This is a genomic window from Lactonifactor longoviformis DSM 17459 (genome assembly GCF_900129135.1).
Lineage (GTDB): Bacteria > Bacillota > Clostridia > Lachnospirales > Lachnospiraceae > Lactonifactor > Lactonifactor longoviformis.
In genome coordinates this window covers 402,378-422,075 of the sequence record NZ_FQVI01000002.1, presented here as the reverse complement: position 1 = coordinate 422,075, position 19,698 = coordinate 402,378, and the positions used below count along the sequence as shown (strand labels likewise).

Here is a 19,698-nt window from a genome sequence, read left to right as displayed (position 1 = left end):
AGACGAACTGAACTCATGGCTGTATCACCGTATTCGTATGTGCATATGGAAACAGTGGAAGTTACCCAAAACAAGGAAAAGAAACCTTATGAAACACGGAATACCCGAATATTTTGCACATCAGGCGGCAAACAGCCGCAGGAAATACTGGTATGTATCGGGAATGGGAGCGGTCAACAGAGCATTAACAAAAGAAAGATTGATAAACAGTGGCTTCTATGATTTAGCCACTGCCTATCAGTCTGTGCACGTCAACTATTGAAACCGCCGTGTACCGAACGGTACGCACGGTGGTGTGAGAGGACGGGAGTTAATCACTCCCTCCTACTCGATTGTGTTTCTCTGTTGCTCTGCTATAATGAAGATACAACATCCGGGAAATAATTGAACAAAATTATTACACAAAGGATATTGATAAATAGTATAGAAGTTGCTATTATAGATTACTAGGGCTGTCAGTAAAATGACAGCTGTTTTCCCGACAGCCAGGCTGTAATTAACACGGGAAAGCGAAATCTACGGAGGAGAAAAATGCAGATAATGATTGTGGGCTGCGGGAAGGTAGGATATACTCTGGCAGACCAGTTGAGCGGGGAGGAAGACCACAATATAATTGTGGTAGACAGGAATCCGGACCGGATATCCCGTGTGACAAATGATTTTGACGTTATGGGATATGTGGGGGACGGAGCAAGCTACAGTGTTCTGAAAGAGGCTGATATTGACAACACGGATCTGCTGATTGCAGTGACAGATTCAGACGAGAGAAACCTGCTCTGCAGCCTGATAGCCAAGAAGGCGGGAAACTGCAAGGCAATTGCAAGGGTGAGAAACCCTATCTACAGCAGCGAGGGAGAATTCCTGAAGCGGGAACTGGGCCTGGCAATGATAATTAATCCGGAGTATGCTGCGGCATCGGAGATGGCCCGTATCTTCCGGTTCCCTTCCGCCATTAAAATAGACACGTTTGCCAAAGGGCGGATCGAGCTTCTGCGGTTCCGCATTCCTGTGGGAAATAAGCTTCATGATACACCCGTCTCTAATATCAGAGGCAAGCTGGGCTGCGAGGTGCTTGTCTGTATGGTGCAGAGGGGAGAGGAGGTTTTTATTCCTCTGGGGGATTTTGTACTTCAGGAAAAGGACATAGTCTCTATTGTGGCCGCTCCGAGCAGGGCCAGCCAGTTTTTCCGGAAGATAGGAGTAGAGACCAACCGGGTTCCCAATGTTTTGATCGTTGGCGGCGGGAAGATTACATTCTATCTGGCCCTTCGTCTGATCCATGCAGGGATTGATGTTAAAATTATTGAGCAGAACAGGCAGAGATGTGAGGAACTAAGTGAGCTGCTTCCAAAGGCCAGCATTATCTGCGGGGATGGGACTGACCAGAACCTCCTTCTGGAGGAGGGCTTGGAGCAGATCCGGGGCTTTGCCGCTCTCACAAATTTTGATGAGGAGAATATCCTGCTCTCTCTGTTTGCAAAGAGTAAATCAAAAGCAAAGCTTGTCACAAAAGTGAATAGAATTTCCTTTGACGAGGTAATTGAAAATCTGGGCCTGGACTGTATTGTCTATCCCAAATACATTACTACGGAATTTATTATCCAGTATGTACGGTCTATGCAGGACTCCATGGGCAGCAATGTAGAGAATCTCTATAAGCTCAATGATAACCGGGCAGAGGCCCTGGAGTTTTTAATCAAAGAAGAATCACCTGTGGTCGGGATTCCTCTGGAAAAGCTTCAGCTGAAGAAGAATATACTGATATGCGGCATTAACCGGTACGGAAAGATTATTATTCCCGGCGGACAGGATAAGATCAAAGTGGGGGACTCTGTGATCGTTGTTGTTACAGATTACAGAATCCATGATATCCTGGATATATTGGAGGACTAGGGCAAAGATTATGAATTACGGAATGATTCTATATATATTAGGCTGGATACTTAATTTTGAAGCAGCTTTTCTGACTCTGCCCTGCCTTGTGGCAGTATTATATCAGGAACAGGATGGATTCTCCTTTCTGGGAGTGGCAGTTCTATGCCTCGTCATAGGACTGATATTCTCCCATAAAAAGCCGGCTAATACTTCGCTGTATGCAAGGGAAGGCTTTGTGATTGTATCGGCAGGATGGATTGTCATGAGCGCCTTCGGTGCCCTGCCTTTTGTGCTGAACGGTGATATCCCCTCTTATGTGGATGCGCTTTTCGAGACGATATCTGGTTTTACTACTACAGGAGCCAGTATTCTGGCAGATGTGGAGGCCTTGTCCAAGGCCAGCCTTTTCTGGAGAAGTTTTACTCACTGGATCGGCGGCATGGGGGTATTTGTCTTTATCCTGGCGATTCTGCCTTTGGTGGGAGGGTTCAATATGAACCTCATGAAGGCGGAGAGCCCCGGTCCCTCTGTGGGGAAACTGGTTCCCAGAGTGAGAAATACAGCTATGATTTTGTATGGCATCTATTTCATCATTACGGTCGTAGAGTTTGTCCTGCTGGTCGCGGCAGGTATGACAGCTTTTGACGCCATTACCCATACATTCGGTACGGTGGGTACCGGGGGATTCGGAACCCACTCAGACAGTCTGGCTGGCTTCTCTCCGGCGATACAGAATATTGTAACTGTGTTTATGATACTCAGCGGTGTAAACTTTGGTGCTTATTTTCTTATCATTCACAAAAAGCCGAGACAGGTCCTGAAGATGGAAGAGGTGAGGATGTATCTGGGGATTATCCTGGCAAGTGCACTCCTGATCGCTTTTAATGTCAGGGACATGTTCGGCAGCTGGGGTGAAACCCTGCGGCATGCATTTTTTCAGGTGGGATCCATTATCACCACCACAGGGTTCGCCACTGTGGACTTTGACCTCTGGCCTCAGTTTTCGAAAACAATTTTGATTATTCTGATGTTCGTGGGCGCCTGTGCCGGGAGTACGGGGGGAGGCATCAAGGTATCCAGGATTACCATCCTGCTGAAAACGATTAAAAAGGAACTGAGAATGATCTCCCATCCCAGGAGTGTCAAGAAGATTGCCATGGACGGACACAGGATCGAACATGAGGTTGTGCGATCTACCAATGTTTTTATTGCCGTATACTTCCTGGTGTTTTTTACCTCTGTACTGCTCCTGGGAATGGATGAGCTGGATTTTACCACGAATTTTACAGCAGTGGCAGCTACCCTGAATAATATCGGGCCTGGTCTGGAGCTGGTGGGCCCCACGCAGAATTTCTCAATTTTTTCTGCGCCGGCTAAGTTTGTGCTGATGTTTGATATGCTGGCAGGACGTCTGGAGCTGTTTCCCATGCTGCTGCTGTTTGCCCCTTCCAGCTGGAAAAAATATTAATCATGAAAAAGCAATAGCGGTGATGCATACAGGCAGAGCCGCTATTTGTGATCTCAGAAAAGAGAAAGATTTTGCATGTGTAAGGGGAGTTTGCTATAATCAGATGCATAGGGGGATGACAGCGTACACAGGAAGGGGTTAGACAAGATGAAAAGAGAAGACAGAAAGAAAAATTTTGCCAGAGTAATCTGCCTTGTGCTGCTTGCTTTTCTTTTAAGCGGTATGAGACAGGACCGTGTTTGGGCAGAGACAGGAGACACAGGACAGACAGAAGAGACACAGGCAGACGGCTCTGAAGAGGAAGATGGAACAGGGCAGGCTCCGGGGGAGTCACAGCCTCTGGAGGCAGAAAACAGAGTGCTGACCATAGGATGGATACAGGAGGGCGGTACCTGGTATTATTATAATTCGAACGGAAGATTACATACAGGCTGGCTGGAGGAGAACGGCAGCTGGTACTATCTGGAGGAAGACGGGAGAATGGCTGTTGGCTGGAGATATATGAAGGAGCAATGGTACTATTTTTCCGCATCCGGTGTCATGGCTGCTGAGCAGTGGGTGGGGGAGTATTACCTCACAGCAAGCGGTGCTATGGCGGTAAATGCATGGATCGGTAAATATTACGTGGGCGGCGACGGGAGATGGATTCCGGGATACAGCCAGGCCCAGTGGATGCAGGAAGGGGAACGCTGGTGGTATAGAAACGCAGACGGCTCATATCCCAAATCCTGCTGGAAGACTATCAGCGGCTCTGCCTACTATTTTAACGAAGCAGGCTGGCTGGTGACCGGCTGGTTCAAGGATCAGGGAAAGTGGTATTATCTGACAGAGTATGGCATGAAAAGGAATGAATGGCTGCCCGACGGGAAAACCTGGTACTATCTTACCGGAGACGGAAGTATGGCTGTAGGCTGGGTGATGGCCGGAGGTGTCTGGTATTATATGAATTCCAATGGTGTGATGCAGACCGGATGGCAGCAGATACAGAAGGAATGGTATTATCTGAAGGCTGACGGAGGAATGCAGACCGGGTGGCTGCTCCAGGGAAAAAGCTGGTATTATCTGAAAAGCAGCGGTGCTATGGCTACTTCCTGGCAGCAGGTGGGAAAGACCTGGTATTATCTGTCCGGAAGCGGAGTGATGCAGACGGGCTGGCAGCAGATAGGGAGAGAATGGTATTATCTGAAGGCTGACGGAGGAATGCAGACCGGGTGGCTGCTCCGGGGAAAAAGCTGGTATTATCTGAAAAGCAGCGGTGCTATGGCTACTTCCTGGCAGCAGGTGGGAAAGACCTGGTATTATCTGTCCGGAAGCGGAGTGATGCAGACGGGCTGGCAGCAGATAGGGAGAGAATGGTATTATCTGAAGGCTGACGGAGGAATGCAGACCGGGTGGCTGCTCCAGGGCAAAATCTGGTATTACCTGAAGAGCAGCGGCGCAATGGCTGCAGGCTGGCAGAAAGTAGGCAGCACCTGGTATTATTTCTACGGCAGCGGTGCCATGGCAGTGAATACCTGCATTGACGGTTATCTGATTAACCGGAATGGGGAATACTACGAACCGGCTGTGGGAACCATAAAAGGGCTGCTTCAGAATGCCATGGTTCCGGTAGGCTCAACCATGTATGTGTACGGAGGAGGCTGGGATAAAGATGCTACAAGAAAGGGGCCAAGCCCCCAGTGGAGGAAATTTTATGAAAAGCAGAATTCTTCTTATGATTACAATACCACAAGATACCAGTCCGAGAATGGACTGGACTGTTCCGGGTTTGTAGGCTGGTCTGTCTACAACGCGTTAAATAAAGTGAGCGGGAAAAGCAGCTGTACAGTAACCTCCACCGCTATGGTTTCCAATTATGCGTCCAGAGGCTGGGGAAGCAAAATCGATCGCTCAAAAGTAAAGGACTACAGGGCCGGGGATGTGATGGGTTCTACCTGCGGTTGCCATAATCATGTATATCTGGTAATCGGGCAGTGCGCTGACGGCAGTGTGGTATTTGTACATTCTTCGCCAAAAGGGGTACAGATCAACGGTACGACGACGCCTTCAGGAAGTTATTCCAGCAAAGCCATATCCCTTGCCAATTCTTATATGAAAAAGTATTTTCCGGAATGGAACAAAAAGTTCGGCAATTCCTCAGGGCCTCAGTATTATCTGAGTCATTTCAGCCAGATGCGCTGGGATATATCAGGGAATAAAGTAATGAGGGATCCGGAGGGATATACAAAGAAAAGTGCAGAACAGGTATTAAAGGACCTGTTTGAAGAATAAAAGTAATAGTGTGCTGTAGGAAAGGAATTGAGACGTATGAATGATAAAAGAGTGTTTTTAATTGTACTGGACAGTTTCGGGATCGGAGCGGAGCCGGATGCAGATTTGTTCGGAGATGTGGGAAGCAATACGCTGGGAACCATTGTCACATCGGACAGATATGATACTCCGAACATGAGAAAGCTGGGACTTTTTAATATAGAAGGGGTAACCTGCGGAAAACGTACGGAACACCCACTGGGTTCCTTCGCCAGGATGCAGGAAGCCTCTATGGCAAAGGATACTACAGCCGGGCACTGGGAGATTGCAGGACTGGTTTCAGAAAAGCCCTTTCCCACGTATCCCCATGGGTTTCCCAAAGAAGTTCTGGACGCATTCTCCAAAGCCACAGGAAGAGGCGTGCTGTGCAACAAGCCCTATTCCGGTACGGATGTAATTCGGGATTACGGGGAGGAGCATATGAGAACCGGGGATTATATTGTCTATACTTCTGCAGACAGTGTATTCCAGATTGCCGCCCACGAGGAGATTGTCCCTCTTGATGAACTGTATGATGCGTGCCGTAAGGCCAGGGAAATACTTCAGGGAGAACACGGGGTGGGAAGAGTCATTGCCCGTCCGTTTATAGGAAAGGCTCCAGAGTTTAAGAGAACACCCCACAGGCATGATTTTTCCCTGATTCCTCCGAAGGACACCATGCTGGATTGTCTGTCCGGGGCCGGCCTGGCGACTATAGGGGTTGGGAAGATATATGATATTTTTGCTGGAAAAGGTATCTCTGAGACGAAATCCACTGAGAGCAACCAGAATGGGATGGAAATTACCGCTCAGTGGCAGAACGCATCTTTCAGCGGTCTTTGCTTTGTAAATCTGGTGGATTTTGATATGCTTTACGGACACAGAAATGATATTGACGGATATGCGGGGGCAGCGACTGAATTTGACCGGTGGCTGGGCGGATTCCTGGATGGAATGAGGGAAAATGATATTCTGATGATCACCGCTGATCACGGCTGTGATCCGGGGACTCCCAGCACAGATCATTCAAGGGAATACACGCCTCTTCTTGTTTGCGGGAAACATGTGAAAAAAGGGGTTTCTCTGGGTACAAGAAAGTCATTTGCAGACATTGCCGCAACCATTCTGGATATCTTCCAGGTAGAGGGAACGATTGCGGGCACTAGTTTTCTGAAAGAGATAGAGGCACGGGATGGAGAATAAGATACTGATTGAAAAAGCTCTGGCCGCCAGAGAGAGAGCATATGCCCCGTACTCAAAATTCCGGGTCGGGGCGGCCCTTCTCACCCGGGAGGGGAAAGTCTACACTGGCTGCAACATTGAAAATGCTGCCTATGGGCCAACGAACTGTGCGGAGCGGACTGCATTTTTTAAAGCGGTCTCAGAGGGGGAAAGAGAATTCGCCGCCATTGCTGTTGCAGGGGGAAAGCAGGATCAGACCGGGAAGGAATATTGTTTCCCCTGCGGCGTGTGCCGGCAGGTAATGGCAGAGTTCTGTGAAGGAAGCTTTCGGATTCTGGCGGCTAAAAGTCCGGAGGACTACAGGGAATATACCTTGAATGAACTGCTTCCGGAACGGTTTGGAAGCAATAACCTTTAGATATAGGAAAGGCTGGTGGGAAGTATGAGAATGACGGATATCATTGCTGCAAAGCGGGATGGGCAAATACTATCGGAGGAACAGATCCGGGATATGATAGAGCGGTATGTAGCAGATGAAATACCGGATTACCAGATGTCTGCTATGATGATGGCGATCTATTTTCAGGGAATGACAGACCGGGAGCTGACAGTCTTGACGGATGCTATGGCAAAATCCGGTGATATGGTGGATCTTTCTGAGATTCAGGGGATTAAGGTTGACAAACACTCCACCGGGGGAGTAGGCGATAAGACTACGCTGATTGCGGCCCCAATCGCTGCCGCCTGCGGAGTAAAGGTGGCAAAGATGTCGGGAAAGGGACTGGGCTTTACCGGCGGAACTGTGGATAAACTGGAAGCTATCCCCGGATTCCGGACAGTACTGGACCGGAAAGAATTTTTTGATGTGGTAAACCGCACCGGATTGTCTGTCATTGGCCAGTCCGGGAATCTGGCTCCCGCAGATAAAAAGCTGTATGCGCTGAGAGATGTGACCGCTACGGTGGAGAGTATTCCTCTGATTGCCGCTTCCATTATGAGTAAAAAGCTGGCTGCAGGAAGTGACTGTATCCTTCTGGATGTAAAAACAGGAAGCGGGGCCTTTATGTCCGGGCGGGAAGACGCCAGGGCGCTGGCAGAAAAAATGGTTCGGATCGGCACATTGGCGGGAAGAAAAACCATTGCCCTGATCACAAATATGGAGGAACCCCTGGGAAATTACATCGGCAATTCCCTGGAGGTTGCGGAGGCGGTGGAAACCCTGCGGGGAAACGGTCCGGAGGATCTCACAGAGCTTTCTGTGGAACTGGCCGCAAACATGCTTTATCTTGCCCAAAAGGGGGAACTGGAGACTTGCAGGCAGCAGGCAGCAGCAGTCCTGGCTGACGGAACTGCCCTGGAATGCCTGAAGGCAATGGCAGCAGCGCAGGGCGGAGACCCGGAGTCCTTGTCTGACACCAGTCTGCTGCCGAGAGCCCCGTATTCCCGGGAGGTAAAGGCAAAGACAGAGGGCTTTATCGCCGGCCTGGATGCAAAAATGTGCGGAATGGCTTCCGGACTTCTGGGGGCGGGCAGAGAGACCAAGGACAGCGTCATAGATCCCGGTGCCGGCATCATCCTTCATAAGAAAACAAATGATTATGTAATGGCAGGAGAGCCGATTGCCACGCTCTATACATCAAAAGAGGAACTGTTCCCGGAGGCTGTCAATGTGCTGGAAAAGGCAGTGACTTTGGGGAAGGCGCCGAAAGGCAAAAAACAGATGGTTTATGAAAGAATTGTTTGATGGAGCAGCAAAAAGGCGGCAGTAATATATATAGAAAAAAGGGGAAACAATGAGCAGAAAAAATTCGGAAATAGTAAGCCATGTGGATCACACGCAATTAAAGGCGTTTGCTGTGTGGGAGGATATCAAAAGGCTGTGTGAGGAAGCGGTGGAATACCATACAGCGTCTGTTTGTATCCCGCCCTGCTATGTAAAACGCGTCAGAGAGGCCTATGGGGATTCTCTTACTATATGTACAGTAGTTGGATTTCCACTGGGCTACAGCGTGAAAGAGGCGAAGCTCTGTGAGACAAGACAGGCTTTGGAAGACGGTGCGGATGAGATTGATATGGTCATCAATATCAGCGATGTAAAGAACGGGAAATTTGAAGCGGTTTTGGATGAGATAACAACTCTTAAAGCGGCTGTGGGCAGTAAGACCCTAAAAGTAATAGTGGAGACGTGCTATCTGACAAAGGAAGAAAAGATAAAAATGTGTGAAATTGTTACAGCCGCGGGTGCCGATTTTATAAAAACCTCTACAGGCTTTGGCACAGGGGGAGCAACCATAGAGGATGTGGTGCTTTTCAGAGAAAACATCGGGGAAAATGTAAGAATCAAGGCGGCCGGGGGCGTGAAGACAAGGGAGGATTTGGAGAAGTTTTTGGATGTCGGCTGCAGCAGAATAGGAACCAGTTCAGCTGTGGGGCTGCTTTATGGGACACCAGGCCAAACATATTAAGAAATGCACACAAATGTTACATGAATATTAAATTTTAGTTGAGATTTTTAGATCTTTTTCTTGCATATACTTAGGATGTGTGGTAATATGTAAAAGAAATGAAGAAAGTATTTCGTAAATATTAAACGTAACACGTAGGAATCTCAAGAGGGAAATGAGAAAGCAAAAATAGTGTACATACTTAGATGAGAGGTTAAACGGTATTATGAAGAAGAAATTTATTGGAGTAAGCTTAGCAATCGTACTTAGTATGGCTCAGATTATTTCTGTAGGAGCTGCAAAAGAAGATGATATTAAGGCCGCAAAAGCGCAGACAAGCAGTCAGCTGGCAGCAGTAAATAATAAGATTAATAAGTTAGAAGATCAGAAAGCAGCATTAAAAGCTGAGATTAATGAATTAGATCAGGATCTGGTAGAGGTAATTGTTCAGATTGATGTTTTAAAGGATGATATCACCACCAAGGAAACTGAAATCGAAGATACAAAAGAAGATTTGAAAGTTGCTGAAGAAAACAGGGACGAGCAGTATGCTTCCATGAAGAAAAGAATTCAGTACATATATGAAAAAGGCGGCGACAGTGCATGGGCGCAGATGCTTTTAGAGGCTGACAGCCTTTCCGGTATGCTGAGTAAGGCTGAATATACACAGCAGTTATATGATTACGACAGAAACAGCCTGAATGAGCTGAAAGAAGTGGTTCAGCAGGTGACTGACCTTGAAACTCAGTTAGAGACAGAAAAAGCAGAACTGGAAGACATGCAGGTTGAATATGAAGGACAGCAGAAAGAACTGGAATCAACCTTAGAGCAGAAAAAAGCTACAGCAAGCGATTATGAATCACAGATTTCCAGAGCAGAGTCTCAGGCAGCTGAATATAAAGAATTAATCCAACAGCAGAATGCTGAATTGCAGAAGATTCAGGAAGAAAAGGCCGCAGCTGCAGCAGCAGCTAAGAAAGCGGAAGAAGAGGCACAGAAAAAGGCGGCTCAGAAGGCAGCACAGGAGTCTTCCTCTAAGAAAGATTCAGACAGCCAGAAGAGTGATGACAATAAGTCTTCCGGTAATTCCAAGAAAGATAATAACAACAGCAACAGCAGTAATGAGGATACAGACGAAGAAGACAGCAGAGGAAACTCCTCCAACACTTCTAAAGATGACGAAGACAACAGCTCTAAAGGTGAGAGCAGTTCCAATAGCTCTAAGGGCGACAGCAGCTCAAACTCTTCCAGCAGTTCTTCAGGATCATCCTCCAGCAGTTCAAGCAGTGCTACTGGACAGGCAATTGTTAATTATGCAACTCAGTTTGTGGGCAACCCATATGTATGGGGCGGCGAGAGTTTAACAAACGGTGCTGACTGTTCCGGATTCACCATGCAGGTATATGCACACTTTGGAATCTCCTTGCCACATTCTTCCGGGGCACAGAGATCTTATGGCAGGGCGGTATCTTATGCAGAGGCTCAGCCAGGTGACCTGATTTGCTACTCAGGACATGTTGCTATCTATATGGGAGGCGGTCAGATTGTACATGCTTCCAACAGTGCACCTTATCCGAAGGGCGGAATTAAAATCAGCGGAAACGCTGCATATAAGACGATTTTATCTGTAAGACGTCTCGTATAATACATAGCAGATTTACTGCCGTTTATGGAGTTATCCATGAACGGCAGTTTTTTTATCTCTGGTTTACACCAGGACATAGAAAAATATTTCGGAAAAACAAAAAAAATACTTGCTTTTTCAAAAAACTATGTTATAGTAGTTATAGAACAAGCAAATAAACAATGTGTTTGAGATAAACGATATGGAGGCGATTTTATGAATATTAGTAAATTTACACAGAAATCACTTCAGGCAGTGCAGGATCTGGAAAAGACAGCCTATGAATTTGGCAATCAGGAAGTTGAACAGGAGCACCTTCTGTATAATCTTCTGCACCAGGATGACAGTCTGATTTTGAAGCTGATTGAAAAAATGGAGATTAATAAAGACCATTTCCTGAACAATGTGGAGAATGCTTTGAACGCCAGGACAAAGGTGTCCGGAGGCCAGCCGTATATCGGCCAGCATCTGAACAAAGCGCTGGTAAGCGCAGAGGACGAGGCTAAAGCTATGGGGGATGAGTATGTATCTGTGGAGCATCTCTTTCTGTCTCTGCTAAAGAATGCAAGTCCATCTATGAAGAAACTCTGGAATGAGTATGGGATTACCAGGGAAAGGTTTCTGCAGGCTCTTTCTACGGTTCGGGGAAACCAGAGAGTTACCACAGATAATCCTGAAGCAACCTATGATACTCTGAACAAATACGGGCAGGATCTGGTGGAGAAGGCGCGAAACCAAAAGCTGGATCCGGTAATCGGCAGAGATGCGGAGATCCGTAATGTTATCCGTATACTTTCCAGGAAGACGAAAAACAACCCTGTTTTAATCGGTGAGCCCGGCGTAGGTAAGACGGCAGTAGTAGAGGGGCTGGCACAGCGTATTGTAAGAGGCGATGTGCCGGAAGGACTGAAAGACAAGAAAATTTTCTCTCTGGATATGGGAGCATTGGTAGCAGGCGCTAAGTACAGAGGGGAATTCGAGGAGCGTTTGAAAGCTGTCCTGGAGGAAGTCAGAAAAAGCGAAGGACAAATCATTTTATTTATAGATGAGCTGCACCTGATTGTAGGCGCCGGAAAGACAGACGGAGCAATGGATGCCGGCAATATGTTAAAGCCTATGCTTGCCAGAGGAGAACTGCACTGTATCGGCGCGACCACTCTGGATGAATACCGACAGTATATTGAAAAGGACGCGGCTCTGGAGAGAAGATTCCAGCCTGTAATGGTGGATGAGCCTACAGTGGAGGATACGATTTCCATTCTCCGGGGACTGAAGGACCGATATGAGGTATTTCATGGGGTTAAGATTACAGACGGCGCCTTGGTAGCAGCAGCCACCTTATCGGATCGGTATATCTCTGACCGGTTCCTTCCGGATAAGGCAATTGATCTTGTGGATGAAGCGTGTGCCCTTATTAAAACAGAGCTGGATTCCCTCCCCACAGAGCTGGATGAGCTGCAGAGAAAAATCATGCAGATGGAGATCGAGGAGGCTGCCCTGAAAAAAGAAACCGATAAGCTGAGCCAGGATCGCCTGGAGAACCTTCAGAAAGAACTGGCAGATTACAGGGATGATTTTAATGCCCGTAAGGCTCAGTGGGATAATGAAAAGGTTACCGTGGAGCGTCTGCAGAAGCTGAGAGAGCAGATTGAAGAGATGAACAATCAGATCCAGATGGCCCAGAGAAACTATGACCTGGAGAAAGCGGCAGAGCTTCAATACGGAGAGCTTCCAAAGCTGCAGCAGCAGCTGAGTGTAGAGGAAGAGAAGGTAAGGAAACAGGATCTTTCACTTGTGCATGAGAGCGTTACCGATGATGAAATCGCCAGAATTGTATCCCGGTGGACAGGTATACCTATTTCTAAGCTAACAGAGGGGGAGCGAACCAAGATCCTGGGGCTGGAGGATCAGCTCCATGAGAGGGTGATTGGACAGAACGAAGCGGTGAGCAAGGTGACAGATGCGATTCTGCGCTCCAAGGCGGGTATTAAAGATCCGTCAAAACCAATTGGTTCCTTCCTTTTCCTTGGTCCCACCGGTGTGGGTAAGACCGAGCTTGCGAAGACTCTTGCGGCGGCTCTATTCGATGATGAAACTAACATGGTGCGCATTGATATGAGTGAGTATATGGAGAAATACTCTGTATCCAGGCTAATCGGTGCACCTCCGGGATATGTGGGATACGAGGAGGGCGGCCAGCTCACAGAAGCCGTGAGAAGAAAGCCCTATTCAGTAGTACTTTTTGATGAAATAGAGAAAGCGCACCCGGATGTGTTTAATGTACTGCTTCAGGTGCTGGATGACGGGCGTATTACAGATTCTCAGGGACGTACCGTAGACTTTAAGAATACGATTCTTATTATGACATCTAATATAGGGTCAACCTACCTTCTTGACGGCATTCAGCCGGATGGAGAAATCAGCCCGCAATGTGAGGAAATGGTGCACCAGGATCTGAGAAATCATTTTCGCCCTGAATTTTTGAACCGTCTTGATGAAATTATTATGTTTAAACCGTTGACAAAAGAGAATATTGGCGGTATTGTAGATTTGCTTATCAAAGAGCTTAACCATCGGCTGGCAGATCAGGAGTTGTCACTGGAGCTTACAGATGAGGCAAAGGCATATGTCATTGACGGGGGATACGATCCGGTCTACGGAGCCCGTCCCCTTAAGCGGTATCTCCAGAAATATGTGGAGACACTCAGTGCAAGGCTGATCTTGTCCGGTGAAATCGATGCAGGGGACACGATCCTGATTGATGTGGAGAACGGGGAGCTGGTGGCTAAAGTAACATAATACTGAGAAAGCAGGCAAGGAGTGAAACTATGCTGCCAAAAGATCCGGCAATTTTATTGAGTTACGTGAATACACAGCTGAGAGATCATTACTCTTCCCTGGAAGACATGTGCAAGAGTCTCCAGGTAGATAAAGAGGGCATTAAAAGGAAGATGGAAATGATAGACTACGAATATGATGCCCAACAGAATCAATTTGTGTGATGCCAAACAGGGCAGCCGCACCGGTATGATAGTAGATACCGGTGCGGCTGCCCTGCAATTGTTATATTGTTCTATTTCATATCACAGCCAATTTCTTTTAACTTTTCATCCACCCATGGTCTGATATACGTTCCTTCATGTATTATATCATCCATGATAGCGGCCTCCTTTTTCGCTATTTCCCGGGCTGCGTCCGCAAGTTTTGAGGCAACTGCCGGATCGATGACAATTACACCGTCATCATCGCCTACAATAATATCTCCAGGATTGACAAGCTTTCCGCCGATGACTACCGGTACATTGATTTCTCCGGGTCCATTTTTATAGGGACCGTTTGGATTTACCCCCCGTGCATAAACAGCAAAATCCGTCATTGCAGCGAGTCCGCCATAGTCCCGGATTGCCCCGTCGCAGACAATTCCTTTAATCCCTCTGGTCTTACAGTAGGTTGCCATCAATTCGCCAAATATTGCTCTGTCAGTAAAACCACCTGCATCTATGACAATCACATCCCCCGGCCGGGCCAAATCCATGGCGGCATGGAACATCAGATTGTCTCCCTGGGGCACACGAACTGTAAATGCAGTACCTAGTAACTGCCCTTTATAGCCCACCGGTTTGATTCCGGAATCCACGGCCGCAATACGCCCCATACAATCATCAATATTTGCCGCCGGCATATTTCTGAAACGTTCTACCAGTTCCTTTGCCGGACGGCTGATTTCCTTTATAATTTTACACCCAATTGACATTTATTTTTTTCTCCTGAGATTATTTTTTATACAAATTGATATCCTGTATCTCTTGCGAGCACACTCCTGTTGGCAACGTTATGGGATAGCACAGTTCCATCAACAACTGCTGACGGAATCAAATGACATACCATTTGAATCTGGGTTTTCTTCGCCCCGATGCCATAAGATCCACAGTGAGGATTTATGATAACATTATCCATGGCAAGAAGGGGATCCTCCTTAGCAATGGGCTCTATTTCCACGGTATCCAGGCCGGCATAAAGAATTTCGCCGTTTTCCAGTGCCCATGCAAGGTCTTTCTGTGAAATGACAGGCCCACGGGAGGTATTGATGATCATGGCTGTATTTTTCATCTTGCGAAAGGTATCCTTATTAAAAACATGAGTGGTTTCGGGTGTCAGATTCACATGGATGGAAATAATGTCACTCTTTTCTAACATCTCGTCGAATGTCACAAATTCCACATGCGGATACTGCTCCTTTACTGAGTCTGAAACATACGGGTCGCAGGAGATTACCTTAGTCCCAAAACCTCCATGGAAAATATCATGCAAATATCTCCCAGCCGCTCCGAATCCGTACAAACCGAGAGTCATTTCCCGGACATCCCCCGGAAGCAGATACTGGCATTTGGGCCACTTTCCTTTGCGGATTTCTCTGTCATAATAATTTGTATTGCGAACAAGCCCCATAATCATCGCAGTTGCAACATCTGCCAACTCTTTCGCACAAAAACCCGGCAGGTTCAGCACGATTACCCCCTGTTCTGTGGCTGCATCCAAGTCAATACTGTTGACGCCTACGCCAAACCGCTGTACAAACTTTAGCTCTGGCAAGGCTTCTAAGACCTTGCGGGTAATGGGGGGATTACCGGTAGCCAGAATAGCATCGGCACCTTTGCATCCTGCGATAATTTCTTCCACAGTGGGTTCTTTCTGCTGTGCAGCCACAACCTGATAGTCCAGCAGGGCCAGCTCGATTCCGGCAGCCTGATAAGCAGCTGCAACACGCTCCAGCTCTTCGGCAGTTACGCTGCCATAATCTTTATCTACAACAACAGCTTTCATTTCTTGTCTCTCCTTTATTTACTTTTTATAATGGCCAGAATACTGGTATCAGAAGCAATGATCCAATCAGTGTCACAACGGTCAGCCCGATACCCGGAACAAAGAAGTCACGGAATCCCAGATTTCCCGGTTTAATAATTAATGTATTTGTACCGGAACCCACCGGAGTCAAAAATGGCGCAGAGGCCGCAACACAGATGGCAACTCCAATTGCCACCGGATTAATACCCATTTCCATAGCTACCGGAACAAATAAAGGTGTTACCAATACTACAGTGGAGGTATTCATCATCATGTTCGTCAAAATTATTGTGACAAGCAGTACAAAAAATAAGAACATTACTTTATTCGGATGATTACCCAGGATTCTTACCACAGCATTAGCGATTAAATCTCCTGCTCCGCTGCTGGCCATCGCTTTGGAGACCGCACTCATACCGCCTACAATAAACAGAGTTGGCCAATCCACAGCCCGCATGGCTTCTTTTTCACTGATACATCCTGTTCCGATCAGAAGTACACATCCGATCGCCGCGATAAAATACATTGGCCATTCATCGCTTGCAACAGCCATAGCAATCAGAACTGCCGCTAAAATTGTAAGACAGATTCCCCCTTTTACAGGATTGAATTCCGTTGCCTTTTCCCTTCGCGTATACTCTTTTAAATATTCCGGATCGGAAGAATCTCCGGGTGTCAGAAGCTTTTTGCCAATGGACAGAAAGTAGACCAGAAACAGGATACAAAGGGGAAGTCCTACCTTTCCCAGTTCAAAAAAGCTAAGGAAATCTACTCCCATATCTTCAATTAATCCGGCAGTGCTGACATTACTTGCTGCTCCTACCAGCGTTAGATTGCATCCGATAGATGCCGCAAAAGACATCGGAATCAACTGTCTGGATACCGAAACTTTGGCCTGCATACTCATCGCTACAACGATTGGCAGCATCATAGCTACTACACCAAGTCCGGAGCAGATAGAAGAAAGAATCAGCGCTACCAGAACAGCCGCTATCATAATGCCCTTTTCTGACGTGCCGGTTATTTTTACCAGCATATGCGCCATTTTATCTGCTACTCCTGTGTAAAAAAGTGACTGACCGATAATCATCATTGCTGCCAGAAGTGCAATTGTTGATCCGGAAAATGAGGCAAACACATCTGACTTATCAATGATTCCCATGCAGCCCAGAAGGATTGCGCCCGCCATAGATACAAGCCCCAGGGGGAATTTATTTGTTACAAAAAATACAACCATAATTGCCAATACAATCAATGTTATAATTGTTGGATTCATTATATACCTCCAAATACAGTTCTCCCATAATTTTTTTGTTATGTATAATACTTGCTTTTGTGACTAAGACTGTTTATTGTGTAAGTTATATGCGCATTCTTACTGTACTTTTATAATATTCGATTTTATTGACAAAAGCAAATGGCAATAGTACTATATAGATTATAATGTTTCTGTTATATAGCAAAGGAGTGCTTATGAATCATAATTACGAATACTTTACTTCCATTGTGGAAGCCGGCAGTCTGACGAAGGCCGCCCAAAATCTTTATACGACACAGCCTGCCCTGAGCCAGTATCTGAAACGTCTGGAAAACAACCTCGGTGTGGAATTATTTGACCGAAGTACTTCCCCTCTCAAACTGACTTATACTGGCGAGTGCTATTATAAATACATACTGCAGATGAAAACGTTAGATGAAAATCTGAGAAGAGAATTTCAGGATATTAAAAGTGAGGTGAGCGGTCGTCTGCGGTTAGGCATCGCCCTCTGGCGCGGCGCCTGCCTTTTGCCCGACATTTTCCCGGAATTTCACCGCCGTTATCCTAAAATTCATATTGAATTGTTTGAAGGACGCTCCAACCAACTGGAAAGCGCCCTCCTCAATGACAATATAGATCTTGCGGTTATGAATCTTCCGCACACATTAAATTACAATAAACTGACTTGTGAAGCAATTTTTGACGAACCGATTCTGTTGGCGGCACCTACGAATCACCCTTATGTGCAGACTCTGCTGCAGGACTGCCGCTATCAGGGCAGGTTTCCCCTGGCCCCCCTTGCGCTGGTCAAAAAAATACCTATTATATTAACAAAGCCCGGTCAAAATCTGACCTATGAGGTTCAGCGAATTTTAGCAAAAAATCAAATAGAACCTGATATCCTGCTGGAAACCGGTAATTTGACTACCGCTATCAACCTTGTTTCTGAGGGAATTGCCTGCACATTCGTACCCGGCGAAGGTGCAGGTGTCTGCCGCCATTCGGGGAGAGTGACTTATTTTATGCTGGATGACAGCAGTGCAAGCTGGGATCTTGGGGTTGTATACCGCAAAAATAGTTATCTGCCCAAGGTATCCCAATTGTTCATTTCCATATTGAAAGAGATTTTTGGCAGCAATAGATGAATAAAAGTGTTCCGGGAATTCGGTTGTTGTATCTGTCTGCTTCACGATAGACTTTGTATTTTCTCCCGATAGATTCGCCTAAAGAGCAGTGTGGACAGAGCCACGGAGACTAATTCTGCAAGAGGAAATGCCCACCACACTGCGTGCAGCCCAAATACCTTAGCGAAGAGGTATGCACAGGGGAGTATTACCAGCATCTGCCTTGCCACAGAGACAATAAGACTGTAGGTACCATTTCCGAGGGCCTGGAATGCTGAGCCAACTACGATGCAGTAGCCGGCAAATATAAAACTGAGACTGATAATGCGGAGCGCGGGAACACCGATAGCCAGCATATCTTCTGAGGCATTAAACAGATATAAAAACTGCCCCGGGAAGATCTCAAAACATACAAGCCCAAGTAACATAATCGTGACGGCCGAGAGGATACTGAGGCGTATGGTAGACATAATCCTCTTTTTGCTTTTGGCTCCGTAATTAAAAGCAATGATGGGCACCATGCCGTTGTTCAGTCCAAATACAGGCATAAATATAAAACTCTGTAGCTTGAAATAGATCCCAAATACAGCGGCTGCTGTAGAGGTAAACATGAGAAGAATCTTATTAATGCCAAAAGTCATAACAGAGCTGATAGCCTGTACCACCATAGAAGGAATTCCTACGGCGTAAATCTGCCGGATCACACGGGAATGAGGACGGTAGTGCCTCATATTAATATTAATTTCTTTATTATACTTAACATTCAGAAACAGGCCCAGCAGCATTCCGATGATCTGACCGAAAACTGTGGCGATAGCCGCACCCGCTACCTCTAACCGCGGAAAGCCAAATAACCCGAAGATAAGAATGGGGTCCATAATTAAATTGACGATTGCACCAACACCCTGAGTTACCATGGAGAGCGCAGCCCGTCCTGTAGCCTGAAGCAGCCGTTCCATAGTGATTTCCAGAAAGATTCCGAAACTGAACACAGAGATCAGGGACATATATTGAATTCCATAGGCGCGGATCTGTTCGTGGGCAGTCTGGAGATCAAAAAAAGCAGTGGCCAGAGAGACGCCCAGAATCGCAAAAACAATATAATGGCAGACAGAGAGAAAGATTCCGTTCCTTCCTGCCAGGTTTGCTCCCTCATAATCCTTCTCCCCCAGATTTCGGGACAGCAGTGCATTGATTCCTACTCCGGTTCCCACAGCTACCGCAATCATTAAATTCTGTATGGGGAACACCAGAGATACCGCTGTAAGTGCACTTTCATTCAGCTGGGCGACAAAGGCGCTGTCTACAATATTGTACAGAGCCTGAATGAGCATGGATATGATTATGGGAAGCGACATTTGAAATAGAAGCTTTGGGATGGGCAGATAGCCCATTTTGTTTTCTTTTGGTATGGTTTGTGGCATGACTTTTTCTCCTGTTAAATATGTTTAAAGCACAAAGAAATCGGATGTACGGCTGTAGTATGGAAAGCCGGGGCATCCGATAGTAATAAGTATATAATTTATTGTATAGAGGGTTGGGGGAAAAGTCAACTGTTTGTGTGGGAACTTGGGAATTGACTTCCTAAG

General features: G+C 46.7%; 15 protein-coding genes and 1 pseudogene. 12 read left to right on the top strand and 4 right to left on the bottom strand.

Annotated features, from left to right (window positions below; all coding sequences use genetic code 11):
* The 11 genes and pseudogenes from BUA56_RS04470 to BUA56_RS04420 form a co-directional block, all read left to right on the top strand.
* Positions 1-262, top strand: a pseudogene (locus tag BUA56_RS04470) (group II intron reverse transcriptase/maturase); the annotation flags it as partial.
* 269 nt (positions 263-531) lie between these two features.
* Positions 532-1,893: a Trk system potassium transporter TrkA gene (trkA, locus tag BUA56_RS04465; RefSeq protein ID WP_072849325.1), complete on the top strand. Its 1,362-nt coding sequence runs from the start codon at positions 532-534 to the stop codon at positions 1,891-1,893.
* 10 nt (positions 1,894-1,903) lie between these two features.
* Entirely contained in the window at positions 1,904-3,343 is a 1,440-nt protein-coding gene (locus tag BUA56_RS04460) for a TrkH family potassium uptake protein (RefSeq protein WP_072849323.1), read from the top strand.
* A gap of 147 nt (positions 3,344-3,490) precedes the next feature.
* Positions 3,491-5,614 (top strand): N-acetylmuramoyl-L-alanine amidase family protein, encoded by a 2,124-nt coding sequence (locus BUA56_RS04455; RefSeq protein WP_072849321.1) that lies wholly within the window; start codon positions 3,491-3,493, stop codon positions 5,612-5,614.
* 36 nt (positions 5,615-5,650) lie between these two features.
* Positions 5,651-6,835 (top strand): phosphopentomutase, encoded by a 1,185-nt coding sequence (locus BUA56_RS04450; RefSeq protein WP_072849319.1) that lies wholly within the window; start codon positions 5,651-5,653, stop codon positions 6,833-6,835.
* On the top strand, positions 6,825-7,232 hold the full coding sequence (locus BUA56_RS04445) for a cytidine deaminase (RefSeq protein ID WP_072849317.1): 408 nt from the start codon (positions 6,825-6,827) through the stop codon (positions 7,230-7,232). Before BUA56_RS04450 ends, BUA56_RS04445 begins: the two co-directional genes overlap by 11 nt.
* A gap of 24 nt (positions 7,233-7,256) precedes the next feature.
* Positions 7,257-8,558: a pyrimidine-nucleoside phosphorylase gene (locus BUA56_RS04440; protein WP_072849315.1), complete on the top strand. Its 1,302-nt coding sequence runs from the start codon at positions 7,257-7,259 to the stop codon at positions 8,556-8,558.
* 49 nt (positions 8,559-8,607) lie between these two features.
* Entirely contained in the window at positions 8,608-9,279 is a 672-nt protein-coding gene (deoC, locus tag BUA56_RS04435; protein ID WP_072849313.1) for a deoxyribose-phosphate aldolase, read from the top strand.
* 205 nt (positions 9,280-9,484) lie between these two features.
* Positions 9,485-10,903 (top strand): C40 family peptidase, encoded by a 1,419-nt coding sequence (locus BUA56_RS04430; RefSeq protein ID WP_072849311.1) that lies wholly within the window; start codon positions 9,485-9,487, stop codon positions 10,901-10,903.
* 195 nt (positions 10,904-11,098) lie between these two features.
* On the top strand, positions 11,099-13,681 hold the full coding sequence (gene clpB, locus BUA56_RS04425) for an ATP-dependent chaperone ClpB (protein ID WP_072849310.1): 2,583 nt from the start codon (positions 11,099-11,101) through the stop codon (positions 13,679-13,681).
* Positions 13,682-13,710: 29 nt separating this feature from the next.
* Positions 13,711-13,884: a DUF4250 domain-containing protein gene (locus tag BUA56_RS04420; protein ID WP_072849308.1), complete on the top strand. Its 174-nt coding sequence runs from the start codon at positions 13,711-13,713 to the stop codon at positions 13,882-13,884.
* 71 nt (positions 13,885-13,955) lie between these two features.
* Here BUA56_RS04420 and BUA56_RS04415 read toward each other — a convergent pair whose 3' ends face one another.
* Genes BUA56_RS04415 through BUA56_RS04405 form a run of 3 tightly spaced genes read right to left on the bottom strand, consistent with a single transcriptional unit; the run spans position 13,956 to position 17,003 of the window.
* Positions 13,956-14,636, bottom strand: a complete 681-nt coding sequence (locus BUA56_RS04415; protein ID WP_072849307.1) for an RraA family protein — start codon at positions 14,634-14,636, stop codon at positions 13,956-13,958.
* Between the two features lie 26 nt (positions 14,637-14,662).
* A complete protein-coding gene (locus tag BUA56_RS04410; RefSeq protein WP_072849306.1) occupies positions 14,663-15,706 on the bottom strand; it encodes a C-terminal binding protein in 1,044 nt (347 codons plus the stop codon).
* A gap of 25 nt (positions 15,707-15,731) precedes the next feature.
* The gene (locus tag BUA56_RS04405) at positions 15,732-17,003 is read right to left on the bottom strand and encodes an SLC13 family permease (RefSeq protein ID WP_072849304.1); all 1,272 of its coding nucleotides are present in this window, start codon (positions 17,001-17,003) and stop codon (positions 15,732-15,734) included.
* A gap of 197 nt (positions 17,004-17,200) precedes the next feature.
* Between BUA56_RS04405 and BUA56_RS04400 the strand changes: the two genes are divergently transcribed.
* Positions 17,201-18,130, top strand: coding sequence for a LysR family transcriptional regulator (locus BUA56_RS04400; RefSeq protein ID WP_072849302.1), 930 nt, complete (start codon positions 17,201-17,203; stop codon positions 18,128-18,130).
* 41 nt (positions 18,131-18,171) lie between these two features.
* Here the strand turns inward: BUA56_RS04400 and BUA56_RS04395 are convergent, their stop codons facing one another.
* On the bottom strand, positions 18,172-19,533 hold the full coding sequence (locus tag BUA56_RS04395; RefSeq protein ID WP_072849301.1) for an MATE family efflux transporter: 1,362 nt from the start codon (positions 19,531-19,533) through the stop codon (positions 18,172-18,174).
* Between the last annotated feature and the right edge of the window lie 165 nt (positions 19,534-19,698).

Bases quoted from the DNA above. Each gene is read 5' to 3' on its own strand.
- BUA56_RS04460 (WP_072849323.1), top strand. From the start codon at position 1,904: ATGAATTACGGAATGATTCTATATATATTAGGCTGGATACTTAATTTT.
- trkA (WP_072849325.1), top strand. From the start codon at position 532: ATGCAGATAATGATTGTGGGCTGCGGGAAGGTAGGATATACTCTGGCA.
- clpB (WP_072849310.1), top strand. From the start codon at position 11,099: ATGAATATTAGTAAATTTACACAGAAATCACTTCAGGCAGTGCAGGAT.
- BUA56_RS04455 (WP_072849321.1), top strand. From the start codon at position 3,491: ATGAAAAGAGAAGACAGAAAGAAAAATTTTGCCAGAGTAATCTGCCTT.
- BUA56_RS04410 (WP_072849306.1), bottom strand. From the start codon at position 15,706: ATGAAAGCTGTTGTTGTAGATAAAGATTATGGCAGCGTAACTGCCGAA.
- deoC (WP_072849313.1), top strand. From the start codon at position 8,608: ATGAGCAGAAAAAATTCGGAAATAGTAAGCCATGTGGATCACACGCAA.
- BUA56_RS04440 (WP_072849315.1), top strand. From the start codon at position 7,257: ATGAGAATGACGGATATCATTGCTGCAAAGCGGGATGGGCAAATACTA.
- BUA56_RS04400 (WP_072849302.1), top strand. From the start codon at position 17,201: ATGAATCATAATTACGAATACTTTACTTCCATTGTGGAAGCCGGCAGT.
- BUA56_RS04415 (WP_072849307.1), bottom strand. From the start codon at position 14,636: ATGTCAATTGGGTGTAAAATTATAAAGGAAATCAGCCGTCCGGCAAAG.
- BUA56_RS04405 (WP_072849304.1), bottom strand. From the start codon at position 17,003: ATGAATCCAACAATTATAACATTGATTGTATTGGCAATTATGGTTGTA.
- BUA56_RS04395 (WP_072849301.1), bottom strand. From the start codon at position 19,533: ATGCCACAAACCATACCAAAAGAAAACAAAATGGGCTATCTGCCCATC.
- BUA56_RS04450 (WP_072849319.1), top strand. From the start codon at position 5,651: ATGAATGATAAAAGAGTGTTTTTAATTGTACTGGACAGTTTCGGGATC.
- BUA56_RS04420 (WP_072849308.1), top strand. From the start codon at position 13,711: ATGCTGCCAAAAGATCCGGCAATTTTATTGAGTTACGTGAATACACAG.
- BUA56_RS04430 (WP_072849311.1), top strand. From the start codon at position 9,485: ATGAAGAAGAAATTTATTGGAGTAAGCTTAGCAATCGTACTTAGTATG.
- BUA56_RS04445 (WP_072849317.1), top strand. From the start codon at position 6,825: ATGGAGAATAAGATACTGATTGAAAAAGCTCTGGCCGCCAGAGAGAGA.